The following is a 23,740-nucleotide window of genomic DNA, read 5'->3' as shown; positions in this document are numbered from 1 at the left end:
CGATCGGCCCATCGGCCCCATCCATCCCCCCATCCTGAGGTGCCCACGTCACGGGGCTCGAACGAAGGCTCGCGGGATCGCACCGCCTATAGCGACGGCCTCTGCACTTCCGGACGAATGAAGGGGATAGAACCCCCTCCTGCAACACATGCCGCGCCGACGGATCAGCGCGTCGTCTCCAACGCGAAAACGTCGGCGGAGCATTCTCACTCCTTCGGCAGATCCCGTGCGAGCCACTGGGCGTAGATGTCGGCGATCGCCGCCAGCCGGCGCCCGTCGAAGTCTGGATCATACCACGCGCCGCCGTAGCTCGACGGCGTTGCGGTCATCTGCGGGTGCCGGCCGAGGATCTGCCCCTTCGGCCCGACGAGCAGCGCCTCGCCCTCGAGATAATCGGTCTGGAAATTACCGCCCAAGCCCGGCCGTCCGCCACTGCCGGCAAAAGGCCGCAGCGACAGGCCGCTCAGCACCACGATGAGCCGCGGTCCGCGCCCGCCGATCCGGCCCGCAAAAGTCTTGCGCAGGGCCTCGGTCAGGTCGGCCGACAGCGCCTCCGCCTGCAGGCCCGCCCCCTTGTCGATCAGAGGCCGGACGTCGACGCGGATATCGGAGAACCAGGCGGTCGCCGGAAAGTCGTCTGCCGCCGCGGAGCCCGCGACGGCGCAGAGGATCAGGCCGGCAAGCCAGCCCGGGGAACGCGCAAGCATGCGCTCAGCCGCCGAACCGGACGGCAACGACCTCGTAGGACTTGCCGCCGCCGGGCGTGGTCACCTCGACGGTGTCGCCCACGCCCTTGCCGATCAGCGCACGGGCGATCGGCGACGTGATCGAGACCCGGCCAGAGCGCACGTCGGCCTCCGGCTCGCCAACGATCTGGTAGGTCTTCTCCTCCTCCGTGTCCTCGTCGACGAGTTTCACGGTGGCGCCGAACTTGATCTTGTCGCCCGAGAGCTTCGAGACATCGATCACCTCGGCGCGCGCGATCATGCTCTCCAGCTCCATGACGCGGCCCTCGTTGTGGGACTGCGCCTCCTTGGCGGCATGATACTCGGCGTTTTCCGACAGATCGCCCAGCGCCCGCGCTTCCGCAATCGCCTGGATGATGCGCTGGCGCTCCACCTGCTGACGGTGCTTCAGCTCCTCTTCGAGGGCTGCGAGCCCGCCCACCGTGATCGGAACTTTGTCTATCGCCATCGTCTCGCGCCACAATGAAGAGGCCCGGCCGAGAGTGTAGCACTCCCTCCGGGCCACGAGATTAAGTCGGCGGAACCCTGAGGCTCAGGCCGCGAAGTATTCCTGCAAGGCACGGACCTTGAGATCGCCTTCTAAGTAGGCCTTGATCCCCTCGGCCGCAGCCATCGCGCCAGCTAGAGTGGTGTAATACGGCACCTTATGCAAGAGGGCCGCACGCCGGAGCGAGCGCGAGTCCGATAAGGCGCCGGCGCCCTCGGTTGTGTTGAAGACGAGGTGGATCCCGCCGTTCTTGATGGCATCGACCACGTGCGGCCGGCCTTCGAGCACCTTGTTGATCCGCTCGGTCGGAACGCCGTTCTCCACGAGGTAGCGCTGGGTGCCACCGGTCGCCACGATCGTGAAACCGAGATCCGACAGGAGCTGCATGGTCGGCAGGATGCGCTGCTTGTCGGCGTCGCGCACCGAGACGAACACCGAGCCGGCCTTCGGCACCTGGGTCCCGGAGCCGAGCTGGCTCTTGGCGAAGGCGACGCCGAAGCTTGCATCGAGCCCGATCACCTCGCCGGTGGAGCGCATCTCCGGCCCGAGCAGCACGTCGACCCCGGGGAAGCGCGCGAAGGGGAACACGGCCTCCTTCACGGCGATATGCGTCAGGGTTTTCGGCTTGAGCCCGAAGCTCGCCAGGGGCTCGCCCGCCATGATCCGCGACGCGATCTTGGCGATCGGCTCGCCGATGACCTTGGCGACGAACGGCACCGTGCGCGAGGCGCGGGGGTTCACCTCGAGCACGTAGATGAGGCCGTCCTTGATGGCGTACTGCACGTTCATCAGGCCGACGACGTTGAGGGCCAGCGCCATCGCCTTCGTCTGCCGCTCCAGCTCGTCCATGATCTCGGGTGAGAGCGAGCGCGGCGGCAGCGAGCAGGCCGAGTCGCCGGAATGGATGCCGGCCTCCTCGATGTGCTCCATGATGCCGGCGATGAACACGTCCTTGCCGTCGCAGACCGCGTCGACATCGATCTCGACCGCGTCCGACAGGTAGCGGTCGAACAGGAGCGGGTTCTTGCCCAGCACCGTGTTGATCTGGCCGGTCTTGTCGTTCGGATAGCGGGCCTTCACCTCGGAGGGAATCAGGCTGGGCAGCGTGTCGAGCAGGTAGTCGGCGAACTGCGCCTCGTCGCGGATGATCGCCATGGCACGCCCGCCGAGCACGTAGCTCGGGCGCACCACGAAGGGCAGGCCGAGATCGGCCGCGACCAGTCGGCTCTGCTCCACCGAGTAGGCGATGCCGTTCTTCGGCTGCTTCATGCCGAGCTTGTCGAGGAGGCGCTTGAACTGGTCGCGGTCCTCGGCGAGGTCGATCGCGTCGGGCGAGGTGCCTAGGATCGGCACGCCGGCGGTTTCCAGCGCCCGGGCGAGCTTCAGCGGGGTCTGGCCGCCGAACTGCACGATCACCCCGTGCAGGGTGCCGGCCTGGCGCTCGGTCTCGATGATCTCCAAGACGTCTTCGGCGGTCAGCGGCTCGAAATAGAGCCGGTCCGAGGTGTCGTAGTCGGTCGAGACCGTCTCCGGGTTACAGTTAACCATGATGGTCTCGTAGCCCGCATCCGCCAGCGCGTAGCAGGCGTGGCAGCAGCAATAATCGAACTCGATGCCCTGGCCGATCCGGTTCGGGCCGCCGCCCAGGATGATGACCTTCTTGGCGTCGCTCGGGAACGCCTCGTCGGCCACCGTGCCGGCGAAGGGCGCCACGTAGGTCGAGTACATGTAGGCGGTGGGCGACTTGAACTCGGCCGCGCAGGTGTCGATCCGCTTGAACACCGGGCGCACGGCGAGTGCGCGACGGGCCGCCGTGACCGCAGCCTCCTCGGTCTTGGCCAGCACGGCGAGGCGGGCATCCGAGAAACCGGCGGCCTTGAGCTGGCGGAAGGCGCCCGGGGTCTTCGGCAGACCGTGGGCCCGCACCCGGTTCTCCAAGTCGATGATCGCCTGGAGCTGCTCCAGGAACCACGGGTCGATCTTACAGGAGGCGTAGACCTGCTCGTGGCTGACGCCCAGCCGCAGAGCCTGGGCGACCTTCAGCAGCCGATCCGGGGTCGGGGTGCCGATGGCGGCCTTGATGGCGTTGTGGTCGTCGCCCTTGCCCAGCCCCTCGATCTCGATGTCGTCGAGGCCGGTCAGGCCGGTCTCCAGGGAACGCAGCGCTTTCTGCAGCGATTCCGCGAAGCACCGGCCGATCGCCATGGCCTCACCCACCGACTTCATGGCGGTGGTCAGCGTCGGCTCGGCGCCAGGGAATTTCTCGAAGGCGAAGCGCGGAATCTTGGTGACGACGTAGTCGATCGTCGGCTCGAACGAGGCCGGGGTCGCGCCGCCGGTGATGTCGTTGGCGATCTCGTCCAGCGTGTAGCCGACCGCGAGCTTGGCGGCGACCTTGGCGATCGGGAAGCCGGTTGCCTTCGAGGCCAACGCCGAGGAGCGCGAGACGCGCGGGTTCATCTCGATCACGATCATGCGCCCGTTCTCGGGGTTGATCGCGAATTGGACGTTCGAACCGCCCGTCTCGACGCCGATCTCGCGGAGCACCGCCAGCGATGCGTCGCGCATCACTTGGTATTCCTTATCGGTGAGCGTCAGCGCGGGGGCGACGGTGATCGAGTCCCCGGTATGGACGCCCATCGGATCGATGTTCTCGATGGAGCAGACGATGATGCAGTTGTCGTTCTTATCGCGAACGACCTCCATCTCGTACTCCTTCCACCCGAGCACGCTCTCCTCGATCAGCACCTCGTTGGTCGGCGACGCGTCGATGCCGCGCTCGACGATGTCCAGGAACTCCTCGCGGTTGTACGCGATGCCGCCGCCGGTGCCGCCCATGGTGAAGGACGGGCGGATGATCGCCGGCAGGCCGACCTCGGCCAGCGCGATCAGCGCCTGCCCGATGGCGTGCTCGCCGTAGCGCTTGCGCCGGTCGGACTCGCCCGCCATCCAGCTCTTCTCGAAGGCCTTCAACGCGGCTTGGCGCGCCTCCGGATCCGCGTCGACGGCCTCGATGCGCGCGACCTCGGCGAGGTATTTTTCGCGGTCGGCCTTCTTGGCCGCCGAGGCGTTGGCCAGCGCCGATTTCGGGGTGTCGAGCCCGATCTTGGTCATGGCGTCGCGGAACAGGCTCCGATCCTCGGCCTTGTCGATCGCCTCGGCGGTGGCGCCGATCATCTGCACGCCGTACTTGGCGAGCACACCCATCTTCTGGAGCGACAGGGCGCAGTTCAGCGCCGTCTGGCCGCCCATGGTCGGGAGGATCGCGTCGGGGCGCTCCTTCTCGATGATCTTGGCGACGATCTCGGGCGTGATCGGCTCGACATAGGTCGCGTCCGCCATGTCGGGATCGGTCATGATCGTGGCGGGGTTCGAATTGACCAGGACGATGCGGTAGCCCTCCTCACGGAGCGCCTTGCAGGCCTGAGTTCCGGAATAGTCGAACTCGCAGGCCTGTCCGATGATGATCGGACCCGCACCAATGATCAGGATCGAGGAGATGTCGGTGCGTTTGGGCATCGGAGGCCTTCTCAGGCCAAGCGCGCCCGATCGGGCAAGGCTGATTTCAGCCGTGCTCCCGGACGCACGTGGCGGGAATGTCGTTGAGCCCCGCGTTAACACGGGCCGTCCACGCTTTGGAAGGCCGGGTCGGACTTACACCCCACGCGCGCACAAGACGCGTCAGGCTGGCGTCGGCGCATTGTTTTTGAGTATTTCTAACTTTATTGGCGGAAACGTGATTGCTTGCGAGTGGTCGACGCGGCCCATAAGGCTTCAGCGATCGTCATTCCCGTCGATCGACATCATGATCATTCGAGATTGACAATGATCAGGGCATCCATCGGAGCCGTAGCCGCGCTGATCGGCTCGATCTTGGGAGCGAGCGCCGCGGAGATCGTCGTGAAGACCTTGAACAGCGGCCCTGGCGGGATGATGGTCTTCGATCCCGGTTACGTGAAGATTCAGCCCGGCGACGCAATTCGCTTCGTGCCAGCCGACAAGGGCCACAACGCCGAACTCATCAAAGGCATGGCCCCCGAGGGTGCGCCGGGCTTCAAAACCGTGGTGGGGAAGGAGGAGGCCGTGACCTTCGACAAGCCCGGCCTGTACGGCTTCAAATGCGCGCCGCAGGACATCATGGGCATGGTCGGCCTGATCCAGGTCGGCGACAAGCCGGAGAACCTGGAGGCCGCCAAGGCCGTCCCGCACGGCAAGCTCGCCGCCAAACGGTTCGAGCCGCTGTTCGAGAAGGTGCAGTAACCCGTTCGGGGCGGCAGATGCCGCCCTGTCTCAGAAGCCGGCGTAGAGGGCGGCCACGGCCCGGTCGATCGAGAGGTAGAACACCCCGAAGGCCACCAAAGCGGCGGCGGCGAACTCGACGGCGACGTTGGAGAGCGTCTGCGCACGGCGCAGGGCCTCACGGCCGAAATACAGCGACACCCAGGCCAGGGCGAGGACGGCAGGCAGGACAAAGAGGTACGACACCGTGCTCTCGACGCGGTCGAGGCCGCCGGTCGGATCGATCAGCGCGCGGATGTTGCGCACCCATGGGGCGTAGAAGGCGGCGGTGAGGGCGGTCAGCCAGGACAGGCCGACGGCGACGCCGAGATGCAACGTGAAGGTGCGGTGCAGGCGGGAGAAATCGTCGCGCGCCTCGTCGATGGTCATCCGGCATTCCCCAGTGACGGGCCGCTGCCGGTCGGCGCGGATGCGCTGCCGTTCGAGGGCCGTCATGGGTCGTCTTAGAGCCGGTCAATTCGGCGGATTTTATGGCCCCGGCGGGGCCCGAATGGGATACCGCCGGGCTGCCGATCAGGCCTTTGCCGCCGCCTCCGGCTCGCCGGAGCGCATCAGCGTCACGAATCGCTCGAACAGGTAGTGGCTGTCGCGCGGGCCGGGCGAGGCCTCCGGGTGGTGCTGGACCGAGAAGGCGGGCCGGTCTGTGAGCGTCAGGCCGCAATTCGACCCGTCGAACAGCGAGACGTGGGTCTCGACCGCGGTCTGCGGCAGGCTCGTCGGATCCACCGCGAAGCCGTGGTTCATCGAGACGATCTCGACCTTGCCGGTGGTCTTGTCCTTCACCGGATGGTTCGCGCCGTGATGGCCCTGGCCCATCTTTACGGTCCGGCCGCCGAGCGCCAGGCCCATCAGCTGGTGGCCGAGGCAGATGCCGAAGGTCGGCACCTTCTCGTCGAGCAGCTTGCGGATCACCGGGACCGCGTAGGCGCCGGTCGCCGCCGGGTCGCCGGGACCGTTCGACAGGAACACGCCATCCGGCTTCATCGCCAGGATCTCGTCCGCCGGGGTGGTGGCCGGCACCACGGTGACGTCGCAGCCGGCCTGGGCCAGCAACCGCAGGATGTTGCGCTTCACGCCGTAATCGATCGCCACGACCTTCAGGCCCTCGCCGGCGGCGCGCTTGCCGTAGCCGTTGCCCAGCGCCCAGACGGTCTCCGACCATTCGGACGGCGCCCGGCTCGTCACCGGCGGCACGAGGTCGAGCCCTTCCATCGGCGCGAGCGCGGCGGCCCGGGCCTTCAGGGCCTCCCGGTCGAACCGGCCCTCCGGGTCGTTGGCGATCACGGCGTTCGGCATGCCCTGGTCGCGGATGCGGGCGGTGAGCGCGCGGGTGTCGACGCCGGTGATCCCGACGATGCCGCGGGCCTTGAGCCATCCGTCCAGATGCGAAGAGGAGCGCCAGCTCGACGGCTTCGTCACCGCCGAGGCGATCACCGTGCCGCGTACACCGGAGGCCGGGGCCGCATCCAGGCTCTCCAAATCCTCGTCGTTGGTGCCGACATTGCCGATATGCGGGAAGGTGAAGGTGACGATCTGCCCGGCATAGGACGGGTCGGTCAGAATCTCCTGATAGCCGGTCATCGCCGTGTTGAAGCAGACCTCGCCGTCGGCGATACCGGTCTGCCCGATGCCGAATCCCTCTAGGATGGTCCCGTCGGCCAAAACCAGCAGGGCCGTGGCGACCGGCTCGGCCCAGGGCTCGGGCGCCGTGGCGTCTGGGGCGTGCGCGGCAGCGTCTTGCAGCATGGGGTGAGTCTCGCTTATGTCCGGCCGAAGGGGAGCACCGTGTTGCGGCGCTCTCGGCTTGCGGCATGATCGTGTGCGGCGCTCTTAGCGAGCGGCCCGCGATGGGGTCAATGTGGCTCCGCCCGCCGCTGGGCTCAATGTCTGCTCAATACAGGGCAGATCCGCAAATCGCAGGCCAGCCCCTCGTTTCGACCTTTGGAAGGCTCATCAGATGCTGCGCGCCCGCTTAACCACCGAAATGAAGGAGGCCATGAAGGCTGGCGACAAGGAGCGGCTGGCGACCGTCCGGATGATCCAGGCGGCCCTGAAGGACCGGGACATAGAGGCTCGCGGCAACGGCAAGGATCCGATCTCCGAAGACGAGATCCTGTCGCTGCTTCAGAAAATGATCAAGCAACGCACCGAATCGGCCAGCGTCTACGAGCAGGGCGGTCGCCCGGAACTCGCCGCCAACGAGCGCGCCGAGATCGCGATCATCGAGAGCTTCCTGCCGAAGCAGATGGACGAAGCCGAGACGACGGCGGCGATCGAGGCTGCAATCGCCGAGACCGGCGCCGCCGGCCCGAAGGACATGGGCAAGGTGATCGCCGCCCTGAAGGGCGCCTATGCCGGCCGAATGGATTTCGGCAAGGCGAGCGGCCTGGTGAAGGCCGCGCTCGCCGCGAAGGGGTGACGGCGCTCAAGTCTCGCCCGCATTGCGGGCCCTGACATAGCTCCGCAGCACCGCGTTGATCCGACTTTGGTAGCCGCCGCCGCCATCCTTGAAATAGTCGAGGATGTCGGCGTCCAGCCGAATGGAGACGGCGACCTTGCGCGCCGGGACCACGACCTCGGCGCGCGACCAATCGATATCGAGCGGCGCGGCATCGGGATCGTCTGCGACCGCCGTTGCGATCTCCGGGTCACTCAGCGCGGAGATCCGCGCCGGATCGGTCACACCGGGCTGGCGCTCAGGCACCGACGCGCGCCGCGAAGATCTGTCGTTCATTTCGCCTCGCTGCTCTCGCGGAGATGATCCGCACGATACCTGCCCGGTCGGTCCACACGACGGCGATGACGCTTTCGGCGATCCGACCGAGGCTGACCATCCGAACCTCATCGTTCCGGATCGTCTTGGTTGTCAGGGGCGGTCCATCGAAGATGCCGATCGCGTCGCGGAAATCGATACCGCGCTTCTTGAGATTGGTGGCTCGCTTGCTCTCGTCCCAGGTGAACCCGTCCCGCGGCGTATCCTAGACCAAACTCGAATCACCGTCGATACAGATGTATATACATCGGCGGTCCTCCGGAGCGCCGGCCCGCGGTTGCCGTCGCGTGGCGATGACCGGTACGCGCACTTCTCCACGCAATCCCCCAGCGATACCTTTTCAAGACGGCGGCGTTGAGACTCCGACACGTCCGGCGCGCTATGATCGGCGATCCCGCAACCCCTCCTAGGCCCCGTGCGCTATCCGCCCCACATTCTGGAAGAGATCCGCGCCCGGCTGCCGGCCTCCGCCGTGGTCGGGCGGCGGGTGCAGCTCAAGAAGGCCGGCCGCGAGTGGCGCGGCCTGTCGCCGTTCAACGCCGAGAAGACCCCGTCCTTCTACGTGAACGACCAGAAGCAGTTCTACCACTGCTTCTCCTCGTCCAAGCACGGCGACATCTTCACCTTCCTGATGGAGACGGAGGGTCTCAGCTTCCCCGAGGCGGTCGAGCGGCTGGCCGGGGAGGCTGGCGTCAGCCTGCCCGCGCCCACCGAGGACAACCGTATCGCAGAGACCAAGCGGGCCGGCGCCATCGAGGTGATGGAGATGGCCGCCCGCTGGTTCGAGGACCAGCTTCAATCCGGGAAGGGCAGCGAGGCCCGCGCCTACCTCGAACGCCGGGCCCTTGGCCGCGAAACCCAGCAAAAATTCCGGCTCGGCTACGCGCCGAACGACCGCTACGCCCTGCGCGATCATCTCGCCGGGCAGGGGGTCGAGAAGGATTTGATGCTCGAGATGGGCCTTCTAGCGACCGGGGAGGGCGTCTCGGTCCCGTACGATTATTTTCGCGACCGGGTGATGTTCCCGATCACCGACACGCGCGGCCGGGTCGTGGCCTTCGGCGGGCGAGCGCTGTCCAAGGAGGTGCGTGCCAAGTACCTGAACTCACCTGAGACGCCGCTCTTCCACAAGGGTCGGACGCTCTACAACCTGCACGGCGCCCGTAAGGCCGCGCATGATCATGGCTCGATCATCGCGGTCGAGGGCTATGTCGACGTCATCGCCATGACGTTGGCCGGCCACCCCGAGACGGTGGCGCCGCTCGGCACGGCGCTGACCGAGGAGCAACTCGGCCTGCTCTGGCGCCACGCCGACGAGCCGATCCTGTGCTTCGACGGCGACAAGGCCGGCCAGCGGGCCGCCTTCCGCGCGCTCGACATCGCCCTGCCGCTCCTCGAACCGGGCCGCTCGCTGCGAATCGCGCTGCTCCCCGGCGGTCAGGATCCCGACGATCTGCTGCGCTCGGGCGGGGCGGGCGCGATCGATCAGGTGCTGAACGCGGCGCTTCCGCTCTCGGAGCTTCTCTGGCGTCGCGCGGTCGAGGCCGGTCCGATCGACACCCCCGAGCGGCGTGCCGGCCTGACCCAGACCCTGCGCACGACCGTCGCGACGATCCGCGACGAGACCGTGCGGCGCTACTATCGTGACGACATCGAGGAACGGCTGCGCGGCCTGTCGCCCCGCGGCGCGCGTGCGGCCGGGCCGGCGCCCCGCGGGCGAACCCGCTTCGTCCGCCCCGGCGAGCCGGTCTCGCCACGGATCACCGGCAGCCCGAGCGCATCCATGACGGCCTCGGCGGGCTTCATCGGTGCGGCGCCGGTCCGTGAGGCGGTGATCGTCGGGACGCTGCTCGCGCATCCCGAGATGCTCGGCGAGTTCGCCGAAGAGATCGCCGAACTGGATTTCGAGGATCCGGACGCGCGGGCGCTTCTGTCGGTGCTTCTTGCCAGCGCGGCCGAAGATCCGCACACGGAGCCCGCCGTGTTGCAAAATCGCATCAGTCGTGCCGGACTTACGGCGGCCTCCGAGCGGATCCTGACGCTGGGGCGCTCGCGAGACCGCTTGACCCTTGCGCCCCATGCCGATCCTGCGCACCGCGCAGACGCGCTCCGACAGGCGATGATCTTGCACCGGCAGGCAGGAGCGCTACATAGCGAACTTCGCGAAGCACGGCAGGCGTTTGAGAACGATCCGACCGATGCCGGATGGACATGGCTCTGCGAGGTGAAGGCGAGGCTGGAGACCGTCATCGCCGCCGAGGCTGAGGCCGACAAGCCGGAGTCGAGCGACTCGACGGCTGCCTAACGGCCGTGTCATGGCGGTATGGGCTGGCGGTAGCGACAGGGGGCAGCCCGTCATAGTTAACAATCGGTCAAGCCTCAGGCTTGCATACGGATACCGACGACTCAAGGCGACGGAGCGATCCGGCGCCGATCCCGTACCGCGGCGTCGCTGGCGTGGACCGGCCTCTCAAGGGCCTCCGCAGCGCCCCGCCCACGAAACAATAGGCTGATCATGGCGACGAAGGCAACGGAACGGGACGAGACGGACGCTGCCCCCGAGCAGCAGACCGACGGGCCGCTCCTCGACCTGACGGATGCTTCGGTCAAGCGGATGGTGAAGCTCGCCAAGAAGCGCGGCTACGTCACGTACGAAGAGGTCAACGAGGTTCTGCCTGAGGGCCAGTCCGATCCGGACCAGCTCGAGGACGTGCTGTCGCAGCTCTCCGAGATGGGCATCAACGTCGTCGAAGCCGAGGAGACCGACGAGGCCGCCACCGGCGAGAAGGCGGCCGAGGGCGAGGAGGAGGAGGCCGAGGGCGGCGAGGTCGCCGAGGTCGCCCCGGCGCGCGCGGTCACGGTCGCCACGACCACCAAGGAGCCGACCGACCGCACCGACGATCCGGTGCGCATGTACCTGCGCGAGATGGGCTCGGTGGAGCTTCTGTCCCGCGAGGGCGAGATCGCGATCGCCAAGCGCATCGAGGCCGGCCGCGAGGCGATGATCGCCGGCTTGTGCGAAAGCCCGCTGACCTTCCAGGCGATCATCATCTGGCGGGACGAGCTCGTGGAGGGCAAGGTCCTCCTGCGCGACATCATCGATCTGGAGGCGACCTACGCGGGTCCGGACGGCAAGAACGCCCCGCAGATCGCCGAGGGCGAGGGTGAGGAAGCCGAGGACGCCGAGGCGCCGGTACCCCCGGAGGGCGGTGACGACGAGGACGATCTCGAGAACAACGTCTCGCTCGCCGCCATGGAGGCCGAGATCAAGCCGCGGGTCCTCGAGACCTTCGATGCGATCGCGGCGAACTACCGGAAGCTGCGCAAGTTCCAGGCCGAGGGCACCGAGCGCAAGGCGACGGGTGGGCAGAACACACCGGCCCAGAACCAGAAGCAGGGCGAGCTGAAGGACATCGTCGTCGCCGACGTGAAGTCGCTGTCGCTCAACAACAACCGGATCGAGGCGCTGGTCGGCCAGCTCTACTCGATCAACAAGCAGCTGATCGGCCACGAGGGCCGGCTGATGCGGTTTGCCGAGAGCCACGGCGTCGCCCGCGACGAGTTCCTGCGCCACTACCAGGGCTACGAGCTCGATCCGAACTGGATGGAGCGCGTCGGCACCCTGGGCGGCAAGGGCTGGAAGAACCTGGTCGAGAAGGGCTCGAAGCAGGTGACGGAACTGCGCGCGCAGATCCTCGACCTCGCCTCCGAGACCGGTTTGGAGATCGGCGAGTACCGCCGCATCGTCAACATGGTCCAGAAGGGCGAGCGCGAGGCCCGGCAGGCCAAGAAGGAGATGATCGAGGCGAACCTTCGCCTCGTGATCTCGATCGCCAAGAAGTACACGAACCGCGGCCTGCAGTTCCTGGACCTGATCCAGGAAGGCAATATCGGCCTGATGAAGGCCGTGGACAAGTTCGAGTACCGCCGCGGCTACAAGTTCTCGACCTACGCCACGTGGTGGATCCGGCAGGCGATCACGCGCTCGATCGCCGATCAGGCGCGCACGATCCGCATCCCGGTGCACATGATCGAGACAATCAACAAGATCGTCCGGACGTCGCGCCAGATGCTGCACGAGATCGGCCGCGAGCCGACTCCGGAGGAGCTGGCCGAGAAGCTGGCCATGCCGCTGGAGAAGGTCCGCAAGGTGCTGAAGATCGCCAAGGAGCCGATCTCCTTGGAGACGCCGATCGGCGACGAGGAGGACAGCCACCTCGGCGACTTCATCGAGGACAAGAACGTGGTCCTGCCGATCGACGCGGCGATCCAGAGCAATCTTCGCGAGACGACAACGCGCGTGCTCGCATCGTTGACCCCGCGCGAAGAACGCGTGCTGCGCATGCGCTTCGGCATCGGCATGAACACCGACCACACCCTCGAAGAGGTCGGCCAGCAATTCTCGGTGACCCGCGAGCGCATCCGCCAGATCGAGGCGAAGGCCCTGCGCAAGCTGAAGCACCCCTCACGCAGCCGGAAGCTGAGGAGCTTCCTGGACAACTGAGCCCCCGCCGCGGCACGGGCCGCGGCGCCCGACCTTCGACCGCGCCGTGGCGCGGCATGACACTGGCGCCATGCTCGAACGCCGCCCGCCAAAGCCCGGTCTGCCGACGGCCTTCGCGGACGGCTCGGAGGCCGACGACGTGCCCTTCGGCGCACTCCAGCCCTCCGTCGGCATCCGCGACTGGCTGCTCGGCGAGGGTGCGCGGCTGGAGAAGGCCGAGGAGATGCTGGAAGGCCTCGCCGAGCGCCTGATCGCCATCGGCGTGCCGGTGGACCGGGCCTCCACGGCGATCGACACCCTGCACTCGGAATATGCCGGCGTCGGCCGGATCTGGACCCGGGACGGCGGCACCACGGTCCGGCTGTTCCCGCACGGCGCCCGCTCGACCGACGCCTATCTCAACAGCCCGTTCCACACGGTCCACGAGACCGGGGAGTGGTTGATCCTCGACCTCGCCGAGACGCCGGACGACGCCTTCGCGATCATCCCGGACCTGAAGGCCGGCGGCTACACGGCCTACGTCGTGGCGCCGCTGTTCTTCACCAACGGCACCAAGAACGGCATCACCTTCGCCACGCGGGCGCCGGAGGGGTTCGGCGACGACGACATCGCGATCCTGCGCTTCGTCATGCCGGCGCTGGCGGCCGTGATGGAGATGCGCGTCCTCAACAAGCAGCTCGATCACGTGCTGCGGCTCTACGTCGGCGACGAGCCCCACCGGGCGATCCTGGCTGGCGACATCCGCCGCGGGCAGGTGACACGAATCCGCTCGGCGATCCTGTTCGCCGACATGCGCGACTACACACGCACCTCCGCCGACATGACGCCCGAGGAGGTGGTGGGCCTGCTCAACGTATTCTTCGACTGCCTCGTGCCGCCGATCGAGCGCGAGGGCGGCGAGGTGCTGAAGTACCTGGGCGACGGCCTGCTGGCGATTTTTCGCGAGACCGGCGACGATCTGGGCGGCGCCGCCAAGGGAGCGCTCACGGCGGCCCAGCACGCGCTCGCGGCCCTCGACGAGGCCAACGCCCTGCACCAGTTCCCGGTGCCGGTGGCGGCGGGCATCGCGCTCCACCACGGCGAGGCTGCCTACGGCAATGTCGGCTCCGGCTCCCGTCTCGACTTCACGGTGATCGGGCGGGACGTGAACCTCGCGAGCCGTCTGGCCCAGCTCAACCGGATCCTGGGCGAGCCGCTGCTGATGTCGAAGCCGTTCGTCGATTTCCTCTGGGGGGATCCGATCCCGCTGGGCGAGCACGCGCTCGACGGCTTCCGGGAGCCGATGGCGGTGTTCCGACCGAAATTCCTGCGGCCGCGCAAGCCAAGCTGAGCGCGCTGCCGACGGCGTCCGCGACCCCAGACAGCGCGCTGTGTCCGGGCGATACCGCCAATCCCTTCATCCTTAAGTGCTGCGCAGCAGCCTTGAAGGAGAGCGCCCGGGATCGCGAGGCCATCTCGGTCACTCTTTCGGGGCCCGCGCTCCGGCACTTTAGATGACAGGTGGATTGGACAGCCGCCCCGGAGGATTCTAGGTCTTGTTGACGATGTCGCCACGCGACCTCTCCCGCCGCGCTCTAAGCTCTCAATCTCTCCCATTCCGGTTCGAACACCGAACTATAGGGGGCTGGCTTTAGTCCCCAGACCGGATCGACCATCTTCTCCGTCACCTCCCGGGCCATCGTGCTGGCGCGGGCAAAGACGTCCTTTGGGACGTTGCTGCGCCCCAGAATTTTCAGGCAGGCATATCCGCATGCGCCGTATTGGGCGATGTGGTAGGCGTTGACAGCGAACTCATCGAGCAATCCGTACTCGTAGACCCACGGATTCAACGATATGCCCTCGCTCGGAAGGTCAAGCTTCAGGGCCGCCTCGGCGTAGCGATACCCCTCCGCAAACCGCTTGTTCTGCCTGCAATATCGGCTAGCCCCGTGGTTCGCTTCCGCCCGTGCCGGGATGACGCGCATGGCCCGCTCGTAGAGTCGCAGCACCGTGTCGGCTGGCTCCCCCACGCGCTCCGCGTTGATGGCCGCCATCAGCAGATTGAAATAGACTTCCTCGCTCCAGCCGCCCAGATCGACCCGCTTCAGAAAACAGTCGAGGGCGTTCCGGTATTCACCGGCCGCATCGTAGGTGGTTCCGAGATACATCGTGTACCGCGCGATCATGAAGGGATCCCTCTCGACCGCCAACGCGCCCCGAGAACGGCGATATCGCGCGCGTCCGCCGTCGTGTCGCGATGGCGCGCGCCGTCCTCGCCCCGGCGCATCGCGAGGGGCAGGATCGGCATCTCATCGACGTCGGGGCAGGCGAGGAATTCGTGCAGGACACCGCGATAGCGCCAGTCCTTCCGGCTGCTGACGAGCTGGTTGCGCCAGTATCGCGTATGCGCGTCGATGATCTCGAACCGATAACCGGCCTCGGTCAGCTTCGGCATCGTGAAGCCGTCCGGGATGATCAGCGTGTCATCGGCGTCGATGATCAGCACGTAATCCCCGTGGCGCCGGGCGAGCTTCAGGGCCTCGTTCCGGTTCGTGGCGAAATCGACCCAGGGCCGCTCGACGAGGGCGCCCGGCATATCGGCCATCGCCGTGCGGATGATGTCCTGGGTCCCGTCCGTGGATCCGGTATCCACAATGATCCAGTGATCAATAATCGGCCGGACCGAATCCAGACACCGACGGATAACGTGGGCCTCATCCTTGACGATCATCGATAGACAGATCGTAGGCCCGGGTTTTTTCTTCATCGAACTGTCCCACACGTCGATTTCGATGGTCGATCGCAATCACCCGCGCACATAACATGGCGCATCGGACGCGCAAAACGACCGAAGATACACGATTAATATATTGTTTATACTTATAGATTGGCGGAGAATGATTTTATGAAGTTGATCATATAGCCAGATACAGCGATAGGGTCTGTTTTTCTCAGCCACATACCATGCACGTCTTCGCGCTGATGCGAGGCGGAAGGCAACGTGAGGACGCGTCCTGGTCGGTCAACCTCGGAGCGTCATCGTGCTGCCGGCAACGCTGAACTCACGCAGGCGCCCGAGGAACGACATCCCCAGCAGGCTGGTCGCGAGGAGCCCCCGCGGGATCACCACCGCCTCCACGTCCCGCACCGTGATCGATCCGATCTGCACCACCGCGATCCGGATCGGTGCGACCCGGACCCGACCGTTCGCCGTGTTCCAGACGCGGGTGAAATCCGCGGGACCGACCCGGATCCCGATGCGTGCCGCATCCTCCTCGGAGAAGGCGCAGGCGCTCGCACCGGTATCCACCATCATCGGCAGCGTACGGCCGTCCAGCAGGGCCTGGACGAAGAAATGGCCGTTGCGGCCAGCCTGAAGCGCGACGCCCGACGTCACGGCGGCGTCGAGGGCCGGCCCCGTCTGGGACGCGACGAGTAGGGCGGCCGGCACGGGGCGGAGGCTCTCACGCAGCTTCTGCACGGCCGTGACACCCAGGAAGCCGAGTGTGCAGACGAGCAGGATTGTGCGCACGCGGGTCAGCCTGTGGATGGGGGTGCAGCCGTTGGGCGATGAGACCCCGGACCCATGAAGGGATCGTGCGCGGGACCTGACGCCGGCGCCGTGAGGTGCCGATTCCGCGCGGCGTGGTGTCCGGACCATGACCGGAACCCGGCTGTTTTCGCCGTAAGACCGGTCGTCGCCCCGGCGGCGGGGTTGACCGGCGGCAGGCGGGCAACCAAATCTATGCCTGTTCCAGGGAGATCCCCGGCAAGGGGCTGAGAAACCGCTGGCACGTCCGTCAGGACCTGCGGCGCGGAAATCCTTCGAACCTGATCCGGATCATACCGGCGTAGGGATTGGACCGCGGCCGCCCGACAGGCAGGCCACAGCTTCGCACCGAAGCACCTGGCCCGATCTCCACGTTGGAATCTTGTGGAGAGACGCGTGTCCCTGGACCGCCCCCCGTCACCGATCGGACAACGCCGCGGCCCCGCGATCGCACGCGAGCAGGTCCATCTTCCCGACGCCACCGACATCGCGATTGTCGGCGGCGGGCTGATCGGCCTGTCGATCGCGTGGCGGCTCGCCCGCGCCGGCCGTTCCGTGACCGTGCTGGAGCGCGAGACGATCGGCGCGGGCGCGAGCCTCGCGGCCACCGGGATGCTGGCGCCGGCCGCCGAACACGAGCCCGGCTCCGATCCGCTGCTGCCGCTCGCCCTGGACTCGCTCCGGCGCTGGCCGGCCTTCCGCGATGCCCTGGAGGCCGATGCGGGCCTGTCGATCGACTATAGGCCGGACGGCACGCTGGTCCTGGCGGTTGGCCGCGACGAGGTCGAGCGCCTGCGCTTCCGCTACGATCTCCAACGCCGCTCCGGACTCGACGCGACGTGGCTGCCGGGCAGCGAGGTCCGGCGCCTGGAGCCCGGCCTGCGCCCTTCGATCACCGCCGGCGTTCACTGCCCGATGGACCATCAGGTCGATCCGTGCCGGGTGATGGCCGCTTTGGCGGAGGCCTGCCGTCGGGCCGGCGTCAGCCTGATCGAGCACGCCCCGGTGACCGCCCTCGACTGGTCGGGGGGCCGCGTCGCGGGCCTCCGCGTCGGCGAGCACGCCGTCCGGTGCGGGACCGTGATCCTGGCCTCGGGCGCCTGGAGCGGGGAGGGTGGGCTGCTGCCGGAAACCCTGTCGCTGCCGGTGCGGCCCCTGAAGGGCCAGTCCCTGGCCCTGCGCACCACGCGCCGGACGGGCACGCTCGGCCGGATGGTCTGGACCGAGCAGGTCCACATGGCGCCGAAGAGCGACGGCCATCTCATCGTCGGCGCCACCGTTGAGGATTGCGGCTTCCGCCCCGGCGTCACCGCGGGCGGCCTCTACGCGCTGCTGGAAGGCGCGCGCCGGGTCCTGCCGGGGATCGAGGAGATGGACGTCGAGGCCGTCTGGAGCGGCTACCGGCCGACCTCGGACGACGACGCGCCGATCATCGACACGCTGGCGCCCGGCCTTGTCGCCGCCACCGGCCATCATCGCAACGGCTATCTGCTGGCCCCCGTCACCGCCGATGCCGTGGCCGAACTGGTGACGGACGGCGCATTGCCCGAGGTGGCCCGTCCCTTCACCCGGGCGCGGTTCGCTCAGGCCGAGCCCTGGAGGGCCTCGGCATGAAGCTGTTCATCAACGGCGAGCCGCGCGAGCGCGACGCCGGGACCGTGGACGCCCTGTTTCGCCAGGAGGCGGAGGAAAGCGGCATCGAGAGCCCGCAGGGCGTCGCCATTGCGCTGAACGGCCGGGTGCTCCGCCGCCGGGACTGGGGCGAGACCCCGGTCGCCGAGGGCGACCGCGTCGAGATCGTCCGCGCCATGCAGGGAGGTTGACCATGGACCAGAGCGTCACGCCGCTGCGCCCCGATCCGGAGGCCGACAGCTTCACCATCGCCGGGGTGAGCTTGTCGTCCCGATTGTTCATCGGCACCGCCGGTTATCCCACACAGGCGATCATGCGCGACGCCGTCGCGGCGAGCGGAGCCGAGGTGGTGACCGCCTCGATCCGCCGGGTCTCGCTTCAGGGCCACGGCTCGGACACGGTGACGTTGCTGAAGGGCAGGCGCTTCCTGCCGAACACCGCCGGCTGCGAGACTGCCCGCGACGCGATCATGACCGCCGAACTCGCCCGTGAGGCGTTGGACACCAACTGGATCAAGGTCGAGGTGATCGGCGACCGTGAGACCCTGTACCCGGACGTCGTCGAGTTGATGGAGGCCTGCCGCCACCTCGTGGACGACGGCTTCGTGGTCCTGCCCTATTGCAACGACGACCCGATCGTCTGCCAGCGCCTGGAGGATCTCGGCTGCGCCGCCGTGATGCCGATGGGCTCGCTGATCGGCTCCGGGATGGGGGTGGCCAACCCGGCCAATCTCGAGCTGATCTGCCGCCGGGCCAAAGTGCCCGTGGTGGTCGATGCCGGGATCGGCACGGCGTCGGATGCGGTGATCGCCATGGAGCTCGGGGCGTCCGCCTGCCTGATCAACACCGCGGTCGCCAAGGCCGACGACCCGGTGCGCATGGCCCGTGCCATGGGCCGGGCCGTGGCGGCCGGGCGCGACGCGTACCTGGCCGGACGCATCCCGCGGCGCGGCCGGGCCGAGCCGTCGAGCCCGCAACTCGGCCTCGTCGGCTCGTGAGGAAGCTCCCGTCGCCGCTGCTGGCGGTGACGGACCGGCACGGCAACGCGCGGCCGCTCGCCGAGACCGTACAGGCGATCCTGGCCGGCGGCGGTCGCTGGATCTGGTTCCGTGACCGCGACCTGGAGCCCGAGGCCCGATTGCGGCTCGGTGAGGCCGTGGCCGAGCGTGTAAGGGCGGCGGGCGGGATCCTGACAGTCGGGGCCGATGTCGCTCTGGCCCGGGCGCTCGGCGCCGACGGAGTGCATCTCGGCGGCGGCTCGGATGCGGAGGCGATCGCCGCTGCACGGGACGCGCTGAGAACGGAGGCGCTGATCGGCGTATCGGCTCATGCGCCGTATGAAGTCGCGCAGGCCGCGGCGGCCGGCGCCGATTACGTGACGCTCAGCCCGATCTTTCCGACTGCGAGCAAGCCGGGCTACGGACCGACCCTCGGTCCCGGGGGGATCGCCGCCGTACGACGTGCGGGCCTCCCGGTCGTGGCACTCGGCGGTATCGAACCCGACTCGGTCGCCGTGTGTCGGGAGGCCGGAGCGGCGGCCGTCGCCATCATGGGCGGGTTGATGCGCGCCAGCGACCCGGCTGGAGCCGCGCGGACCTTGCTAACTGCTCTGCAGCCCGGCTGACGCGTTCCGCCTCGCTACTTCTCCGAAGGCCCATAGGGCGGCCGCGGGATCGCCCGGTGCGCCGCCCGGAGCGCCGCCGACCAGCGCTCGCGCAGATCGTGAAAATACCCCTCGCCGGCCTCGATCCGGTGGTTCACCTCCGGGTTGAGGGCGTTCCGGCGCGCCACCGCGATGTCGATCGGCAATCCCACCCCGAGATTCGAACGCATGGTTGAATCCATCGAGACGAGGCTCACCTTCAGGGCGTCGTACAGGTCGGTCCGGTAGGTCACCGCCCGGTCGAGAATCGGCTTGCCGTATTTGTGCTCGCCGATCTGGAGGAACGGCGCGTCCATGCTGCACTCGATGAAATTGCCGGCCGAGTAGATCAGGTACAGCCGCATCTCGCCGGTGCCGATCTGGCCGCCGAACAGGAGCGAGATCGAGAACCGGATATTGGCCGCCTCGAAGCCGTCCTTCTCGATCATGCGGACCCGACGGATCGCGCGCCCGATCAGCTGCGCCGCCTGGAACATCGTCGGCGCCTCGACGAGCCGCTGAGGCGGCTCATCGTCCTCGCCGGGAACCCCCTCCTGCAGCAGGCTCAGCACCGACTGGGTGATCGACAGGTTGCCGGCGGAGGCCAGCATCATCACCCGCTCGCCCGGGACGTTGAAGTGATGCAGCTTGCGATAGGTCGAAATATCGTCGAGCCCCGCATTGGTGCGGGTGTCGGCGACCATCACGAGCCCGTCCTCGACTAGGACACCGACGCAGTAGGTCATCGTCTTGGGCTCTCGTGCGGCCGGGGCCGGTGTCGCGGGAATCAGGATTGGATCGCGGCCCTGCCTTGCTCGACGTGAAGCTTCACGTCCAGTGTCTCGATGCCGCCGCCGGTGCGGCTGCCGCGGATCGGCGCGGCACCGAGATAGTCGAGTCCCGTGGCAACGCGGATGTAGCTGTCGGACGGGCTCATCCCGAAGCACGGATCGAACGCGACCCAGCCGAGATCCGGCACCAATGTCTCGGCCCAGCCGTGCGGTGCCTCAACCTCGGCCTCGCCGTCGTCGCGGGCCCGATAGCCAGCCACGTAGCGCGCCGGGATGCCGATATGCCGGGCCGCCGCGATGAAGACGTGCGTCAGATCCTGGCAGATGCCCCGACCCGCCGTGAAGGCCTTGCCGGCCGGGACGGCATTCGCGGCCGGACCCGGCTCGAACGCGACCGCTTCGGGGACAGCGTCCATCAGGCGGTGGAGCAAGGCCAGCGGCGACGCGTCCCCATCGGTCGCGACGCGCTCGGCGAATCCCTGCAGCTCGACGCTCGTCGCGCAGAGATCCGTGTCGCGCAGGTAGAACGCATCCGGCAGGCGCTCGATCGTACCGCGCACGACCCCTTGCGTATCCTCGGTATCGACCGCACCGGTCACCTTGATGATCAGGGCGTCGGTCGGCTCGTCTGGGGTGAACCAATGGACGATGTTGCCGAACCCGTCCTCGCGGGCGGTCAGCCGCCCGTCGACCGTGGTGTCGATCCGCCAGTTCCGGACATACTGCCCGTCATGATCCCTGGGCGTGAGGCGCAGGACCTGCACGAGCCCGCGGGCGGGCTGCTCGTAGGTGTAGATGGTCTCGTGGACCACGCGAATGCGCATGCGCCGTCCTGTCCGTCTCGGTCAGCCGACCAGATACTGCTTGGCGATGGCTTCGCCTACATTATTGTTCTCGGCAACGAAGGCCTCGACGAATTCGTGCAGGCCCGAGGCGAACACCCGGTCGATATCCTCGCCTTCGAGCTTGGCCAGCATGTTGCCCGCGAGCCGCTGGCTCGGCCCCCGGCGGCCATAGGCGTCGGCGATCAGGTCGAGATACTCGACGATCACGCCGTAGCAGTTCGCGAAGGAACGCGGCATCTGCTTGTTGAGCATCAGCAGGTCCGCCACCAGCAGCGGCTTCACGCTCTCCCGATACACCCAGTGGTAGGCGTTGAAGGCCGAGACTTCGCGCAGGATCGTGGTCCACTGGAAATAGTCGAGGCTGCCGCCGACCGTCTCGTCCTGGGGTAGCAGGATCTTGTACTTCACGTCGAGGATGCGGGCGGTGTTGTCGGCGCGCTCGATGGCGGTGCCGAGCCGGGTGAACCAGAACCCGTCGTTGCGCAGCATCGTCCGGAAGGCCGAGCCGTCGAAGGTCAGCGACACCGTCTTCACCCAGTCGAGGAAGCGGCCGAACTCGTCGCGGTTGAGCTCCTTGCCGGAGTAGTTGCGCAGCTCCAGCCATGCGCCGTTGATCGCGTCCCACATCTCGGTGGTGAGCGCCGTGCGCACCGAACGGGCATTCTCGCGTGCCGCCTCGATGCAGGAGCGGATCGAGGATGGATTGTGCGGGCTGAAGGCGAGAAAGTCGCAGACCGTATCGGCGTTCACCACGCTGTAATGCGCCTTGAACGCGTCCCTGTCGCCGGCCGAGGCCAGCGCGGAGTCCCATTCATTGGTACCGCCGCCGCCATAACTCGTCGGCAACGAGGCGAATCGGTGCGCCGCATCGAGGATGCGGGCGACGAAATCGGCGCGCTCGACGTAGCGCGAGAGCCAGAAAAGATTGTCGGCGGTCCTGGAAAGCATCGGTCTTCAGCCAAGTCGTGCGGACCACGATGTCCGCGCCTCGGAACGTCCGGATGGCGTGGGGCTCAGGCGTCGAGCACCCAGGTATCCTTCGTGCCACCGCCCTGACTGGAATTGACCACCAGGGACCCTTCCTTCAGCGCCACGCGCGTCAGCCCCCCCGGCACGATGCGGATCTGATCGGCACCGCATAGCACGAACGGCCGTAGATCCACGTGTCGGGGCGCGACGCCCGAGGCCACGAAGGTCGGGCAGGTGGAGAGTGACAGGGTCGGCTGGGCGATGAAGCCGTCCGGCGCGTGCCTGAGCTTCTTGGCGAAATCGTCGATCTCGCGCTTGCTCGCGTGCGGCCCGACCAGCATGCCGTAGCCGCCCGAGCCGTTGACCTCCTTCACGACGAGTTCGGACAGGTTGTCCATCACGTACGCGAAGGCGTCCTTCTCGCGGCAGCGGTAGGTCGGCACGTTGTGCAGGATCGGCTCCTCGCCGGTGAAGAATTTCACGATCTCCGGCATGTAGCTGTAGACCGCCTTGTCGTCCGAGATGCCGGTCCCGACCGCGTTGGCCAAGGTGACCGTGCCGCGCTCGTAGGCGTTCATCAGGCCGGGTACGCCGAGCACGGAGTCCGGGCGGAAGACCAGGGGATCGAGGAAATCATCGTCGAGGCGGCGGTAGATCACGTCGACCTTCCGCGGGCCCTCGGTTGTGCGCATGTAGACCACGTCGTCCCGGGTGAAGAGGTCGGACGCCTCCACCAGCTCGACGCCGAGCTTGTCCGCCAGGAACGAGTGCTCGTAGAAGGCCGAATTGTAGCGGCCGGGGGTCAGCAGCACGACGGTGGGGTCCCGGGTGGCCGTGCCCGGCGCGAGGCTGCGCAGGGTGGCGAGCAAGGCATCGGGATAGTTCTCCACCGGGGCGACCCGGTGCTTGGAGAACAGGTCCGGGAACAGGCGCAGCATCACCTCCCGGTTCTCCAGCATGTAGGACACGCCGGACGGAATGCGGGCATTGTCCTCCAGCACGAAGAAGTCGTTCTCGCCGGTGCGCACGATGTCGATGCCGGCGATGTGGACGTAGAGGTCGTGTGGCACCCGGAACGAGCGCATCTCCATGCGGTAATGGGCGTTCCGATAGACGAGGTCGGCCGGAATGATGCCGGCCTTGATGCATTCCTGGGCACCGTAGATGTCCTTCAGGAACAGGTTGATGGCGGTCACCCGCTGCTTCAACCCGCGCTCGAGGAAGGACCATTCCGGCTTGGTGATCACCCGGGGGATGATGTCGAACGGGATCAAGCGTTCGGTCGATTCGTTATCGCCGTAGACCGCGAAGGTGATGCCGATCCGGCGGAACAGCAGCTCGGCCTGGCTGCGGCGGGTGTTGAAGTGTTCCGGTGGCGTCGCGTCGAGCCACGCCTTCAGCTGGCCGTAGGCGTCGCGGACGGCGGCCGGATCGGCGGTACCGGTGCCGAATCCGTTCATCTCGTCGAAGGCCGTCAACGCCATCCCACTCCTCCCTTACGCTCCTGCTCTTGAGGCAAGAGGC

22 protein-coding genes, 1 pseudogene and 1 riboswitch are annotated in these 23,740 nt (G+C 67.4%); of the genes and pseudogenes, 9 read left to right on the top strand and 14 right to left on the bottom strand.

Annotation, left to right across the window (positions count from 1 at the left end):
- Positions 1 to 206 precede the first annotated feature (206 nt).
- The 3 genes from MKK84_RS05065 to carB all read right to left on the bottom strand — a co-directional run bounded on the left by MKK84_RS05065 (position 207) and on the right by carB (position 4,752).
- A complete protein-coding gene (locus tag MKK84_RS05065; RefSeq protein WP_243917108.1) occupies positions 207 to 707 on the bottom strand; it encodes a hypothetical protein in 501 nt (166 codons plus the stop codon).
- Positions 708 to 711: 4 nt separating this feature from the next.
- Entirely contained in the window at positions 712 to 1,188 is a 477-nt protein-coding gene (greA, locus tag MKK84_RS05060) for a transcription elongation factor GreA (protein WP_243917246.1), read from the bottom strand.
- Positions 1,189 to 1,278: 90 nt separating this feature from the next.
- On the bottom strand, positions 1,279 to 4,752 hold the full coding sequence (gene carB / locus MKK84_RS05055) for a carbamoyl-phosphate synthase large subunit (RefSeq protein ID WP_243917106.1): 3,474 nt from the start codon (positions 4,750 to 4,752) through the stop codon (positions 1,279 to 1,281).
- A gap of 306 nt (positions 4,753 to 5,058) precedes the next feature.
- On the opposite strand from carB, the gene MKK84_RS05050 reads away from it, so the two are divergent.
- Positions 5,059 to 5,493: a pseudoazurin gene (locus tag MKK84_RS05050; RefSeq protein WP_243917244.1), complete on the top strand. Its 435-nt coding sequence runs from the start codon at positions 5,059 to 5,061 to the stop codon at positions 5,491 to 5,493.
- Positions 5,494 to 5,523: 30 nt separating this feature from the next.
- Here the strand turns inward: MKK84_RS05050 and MKK84_RS05045 are convergent, their stop codons facing one another.
- Both MKK84_RS05045 and carA read right to left on the bottom strand, forming a co-directional pair.
- Entirely contained in the window at positions 5,524 to 5,901 is a 378-nt protein-coding gene (locus tag MKK84_RS05045; RefSeq protein WP_243917242.1) for a hypothetical protein, read from the bottom strand.
- A 144-nt stretch (positions 5,902 to 6,045) separates the two neighbouring features.
- Positions 6,046 to 7,278 carry a glutamine-hydrolyzing carbamoyl-phosphate synthase small subunit gene (carA, locus tag MKK84_RS05040; protein ID WP_243917104.1) on the bottom strand — a complete coding sequence of 411 codons (1,233 nt, stop codon included), beginning with the start codon at positions 7,276 to 7,278 and terminating at the stop codon, positions 6,046 to 6,048.
- Positions 7,279 to 7,489: 211 nt separating this feature from the next.
- On the opposite strand from carA, the gene MKK84_RS05035 reads away from it, so the two are divergent.
- Positions 7,490 to 7,951: a GatB/YqeY domain-containing protein gene (locus tag MKK84_RS05035; protein WP_243917097.1), complete on the top strand. Its 462-nt coding sequence runs from the start codon at positions 7,490 to 7,492 to the stop codon at positions 7,949 to 7,951.
- A gap of 6 nt (positions 7,952 to 7,957) precedes the next feature.
- On the opposite strand, the gene MKK84_RS05030 is transcribed toward MKK84_RS05035, so the two are convergent.
- Positions 7,958 to 8,215 carry a BrnA antitoxin family protein gene (locus MKK84_RS05030; protein WP_243917095.1) on the bottom strand — a complete coding sequence of 86 codons (258 nt, stop codon included), beginning with the start codon at positions 8,213 to 8,215 and terminating at the stop codon, positions 7,958 to 7,960.
- A 13-nt stretch (positions 8,216 to 8,228) separates the two neighbouring features.
- Positions 8,229 to 8,474, bottom strand: a pseudogene (locus MKK84_RS05025) (BrnT family toxin); the annotation flags it as partial.
- A 246-nt stretch (positions 8,475 to 8,720) separates the two neighbouring features.
- Between MKK84_RS05025 and dnaG the strand changes: the two are divergent.
- From dnaG to MKK84_RS05010, 3 genes are all read left to right on the top strand, one after another.
- Positions 8,721 to 10,610: a DNA primase gene (dnaG, locus tag MKK84_RS05020; protein WP_243917093.1), complete on the top strand. Its 1,890-nt coding sequence runs from the start codon at positions 8,721 to 8,723 to the stop codon at positions 10,608 to 10,610.
- A 210-nt stretch (positions 10,611 to 10,820) separates the two neighbouring features.
- The gene (gene rpoD, locus MKK84_RS05015) at positions 10,821 to 12,809 is read left to right on the top strand and encodes an RNA polymerase sigma factor RpoD (protein WP_243917091.1); all 1,989 of its coding nucleotides are present in this window, start codon (positions 10,821 to 10,823) and stop codon (positions 12,807 to 12,809) included.
- 70 nt (positions 12,810 to 12,879) lie between these two features.
- Entirely contained in the window at positions 12,880 to 14,139 is a 1,260-nt protein-coding gene (locus MKK84_RS05010) for an adenylate/guanylate cyclase domain-containing protein (protein WP_243917089.1), read from the top strand.
- 244 nt (positions 14,140 to 14,383) lie between these two features.
- On the opposite strand, the gene MKK84_RS05005 is transcribed toward MKK84_RS05010, so the two are convergent.
- The 3 genes from MKK84_RS05005 to MKK84_RS04995 all read right to left on the bottom strand — a co-directional run bounded on the left by MKK84_RS05005 (position 14,384) and on the right by MKK84_RS04995 (position 16,320).
- The gene (locus MKK84_RS05005; protein ID WP_243917087.1) at positions 14,384 to 14,974 is read right to left on the bottom strand and encodes a hypothetical protein; all 591 of its coding nucleotides are present in this window, start codon (positions 14,972 to 14,974) and stop codon (positions 14,384 to 14,386) included.
- Positions 14,971 to 15,519, bottom strand: coding sequence for a glycosyltransferase (locus MKK84_RS05000; protein WP_243917085.1), 549 nt, complete (start codon positions 15,517 to 15,519; stop codon positions 14,971 to 14,973). Before MKK84_RS05000 ends, MKK84_RS05005 begins: the two co-directional genes overlap by 4 nt.
- Positions 15,520 to 15,810: 291 nt before the next feature.
- Positions 15,811 to 16,320 carry a TIGR02281 family clan AA aspartic protease gene (locus MKK84_RS04995; RefSeq protein ID WP_243917083.1) on the bottom strand — a complete coding sequence of 170 codons (510 nt, stop codon included), beginning with the start codon at positions 16,318 to 16,320 and terminating at the stop codon, positions 15,811 to 15,813.
- A 215-nt stretch (positions 16,321 to 16,535) separates the two neighbouring features.
- Positions 16,536 to 16,664, top strand: a riboswitch (TPP riboswitch).
- A 70-nt stretch (positions 16,665 to 16,734) separates the two neighbouring features.
- Here MKK84_RS04995 and thiO point away from each other — a divergent pair.
- From thiO to MKK84_RS04975, 4 genes are read left to right on the top strand one after another with little or no spacing between them, the layout of a single operon-like run.
- Positions 16,735 to 17,952, top strand: coding sequence for a glycine oxidase ThiO (gene thiO, locus MKK84_RS04990; protein WP_243917081.1), 1,218 nt, complete (start codon positions 16,735 to 16,737; stop codon positions 17,950 to 17,952).
- Positions 17,949 to 18,161: a sulfur carrier protein ThiS gene (gene thiS / locus MKK84_RS04985; protein ID WP_243917080.1), complete on the top strand. Its 213-nt coding sequence runs from the start codon at positions 17,949 to 17,951 to the stop codon at positions 18,159 to 18,161. The genes thiO and thiS overlap by 4 nt, the downstream gene beginning before the upstream one ends.
- 2 nt (positions 18,162 to 18,163) lie before the next feature.
- On the top strand, positions 18,164 to 18,967 hold the full coding sequence (locus MKK84_RS04980) for a thiazole synthase (protein WP_243917078.1): 804 nt from the start codon (positions 18,164 to 18,166) through the stop codon (positions 18,965 to 18,967).
- Positions 18,964 to 19,593, top strand: coding sequence for a thiamine phosphate synthase (locus tag MKK84_RS04975; RefSeq protein ID WP_243917076.1), 630 nt, complete (start codon positions 18,964 to 18,966; stop codon positions 19,591 to 19,593). The genes MKK84_RS04980 and MKK84_RS04975 overlap by 4 nt, the downstream gene beginning before the upstream one ends.
- Before the next feature lie 14 nt (positions 19,594 to 19,607).
- On the opposite strand, the gene MKK84_RS04970 is transcribed toward MKK84_RS04975, so the two are convergent.
- The 4 genes from MKK84_RS04970 to MKK84_RS04955 all read right to left on the bottom strand — a co-directional run bounded on the left by MKK84_RS04970 (position 19,608) and on the right by MKK84_RS04955 (position 23,700).
- Positions 19,608 to 20,357 carry a peptidase gene (locus MKK84_RS04970; protein WP_243917074.1) on the bottom strand — a complete coding sequence of 250 codons (750 nt, stop codon included), beginning with the start codon at positions 20,355 to 20,357 and terminating at the stop codon, positions 19,608 to 19,610.
- 41 nt (positions 20,358 to 20,398) lie between these two features.
- Positions 20,399 to 21,226, bottom strand: coding sequence for a transglutaminase family protein (locus MKK84_RS04965; RefSeq protein WP_243917072.1), 828 nt, complete (start codon positions 21,224 to 21,226; stop codon positions 20,399 to 20,401).
- 21 nt (positions 21,227 to 21,247) lie between these two features.
- Complete coding sequence (locus tag MKK84_RS04960; RefSeq protein WP_243917070.1) at positions 21,248 to 22,195, bottom strand: alpha-E domain-containing protein; 948 nt, start codon at positions 22,193 to 22,195, stop codon at positions 21,248 to 21,250.
- Between the two features lie 65 nt (positions 22,196 to 22,260).
- Positions 22,261 to 23,700 (bottom strand): circularly permuted type 2 ATP-grasp protein, encoded by a 1,440-nt coding sequence (locus tag MKK84_RS04955; protein ID WP_243917068.1) that lies wholly within the window; start codon positions 23,698 to 23,700, stop codon positions 22,261 to 22,263.
- Positions 23,701 to 23,740: the final 40 nt, after the last annotated feature.

It is taken from the genome of Methylobacterium sp. E-065 (assembly GCF_022829605.1).
Classification (GTDB): domain Bacteria; phylum Pseudomonadota; class Alphaproteobacteria; order Rhizobiales; family Beijerinckiaceae; genus Methylobacterium.
The sequence above is the reverse complement of the archived record's forward strand: the minus strand, read 5'-3'. Positions and strand labels throughout refer to the sequence as shown.

Excerpts from the sequence above, each read along its gene's own strand:
- MKK84_RS05065 (WP_243917108.1), bottom strand. The coding sequence starts at position 707 with ATGCTTGCGCGTTCCCCGGGCTGGCTTGCCGGCCTGATCCTCTGCGCC.
- carB (WP_243917106.1), bottom strand. The coding sequence starts at position 4,752 with ATGCCCAAACGCACCGACATCTCCTCGATCCTGATCATTGGTGCGGGT.
- MKK84_RS05050 (WP_243917244.1), top strand. The coding sequence starts at position 5,059 with ATGATCAGGGCATCCATCGGAGCCGTAGCCGCGCTGATCGGCTCGATC.
- MKK84_RS05045 (WP_243917242.1), bottom strand. The coding sequence starts at position 5,901 with ATGACCATCGACGAGGCGCGCGACGATTTCTCCCGCCTGCACCGCACC.
- carA (WP_243917104.1), bottom strand. The coding sequence starts at position 7,278 with ATGCTGCAAGACGCTGCCGCGCACGCCCCAGACGCCACGGCGCCCGAG.
- MKK84_RS05035 (WP_243917097.1), top strand. The coding sequence starts at position 7,490 with ATGCTGCGCGCCCGCTTAACCACCGAAATGAAGGAGGCCATGAAGGCT.
- rpoD (WP_243917091.1), top strand. The coding sequence starts at position 10,821 with ATGGCGACGAAGGCAACGGAACGGGACGAGACGGACGCTGCCCCCGAG.
- MKK84_RS05010 (WP_243917089.1), top strand. The coding sequence starts at position 12,880 with ATGCTCGAACGCCGCCCGCCAAAGCCCGGTCTGCCGACGGCCTTCGCG.
- MKK84_RS05005 (WP_243917087.1), bottom strand. The coding sequence starts at position 14,974 with ATGATCGCGCGGTACACGATGTATCTCGGAACCACCTACGATGCGGCC.
- MKK84_RS05000 (WP_243917085.1), bottom strand. The coding sequence starts at position 15,519 with ATGATCGTCAAGGATGAGGCCCACGTTATCCGTCGGTGTCTGGATTCG.
- thiS (WP_243917080.1), top strand. The coding sequence starts at position 17,949 with ATGAAGCTGTTCATCAACGGCGAGCCGCGCGAGCGCGACGCCGGGACC.
- MKK84_RS04980 (WP_243917078.1), top strand. The coding sequence starts at position 18,164 with ATGGACCAGAGCGTCACGCCGCTGCGCCCCGATCCGGAGGCCGACAGC.
- MKK84_RS04970 (WP_243917074.1), bottom strand. The coding sequence starts at position 20,357 with ATGACCTACTGCGTCGGTGTCCTAGTCGAGGACGGGCTCGTGATGGTC.
- MKK84_RS04965 (WP_243917072.1), bottom strand. The coding sequence starts at position 21,226 with ATGCGCATTCGCGTGGTCCACGAGACCATCTACACCTACGAGCAGCCC.
- MKK84_RS04960 (WP_243917070.1), bottom strand. The coding sequence starts at position 22,195 with ATGCTTTCCAGGACCGCCGACAATCTTTTCTGGCTCTCGCGCTACGTC.
- MKK84_RS04955 (WP_243917068.1), bottom strand. The coding sequence starts at position 23,700 with ATGGCGTTGACGGCCTTCGACGAGATGAACGGATTCGGCACCGGTACC.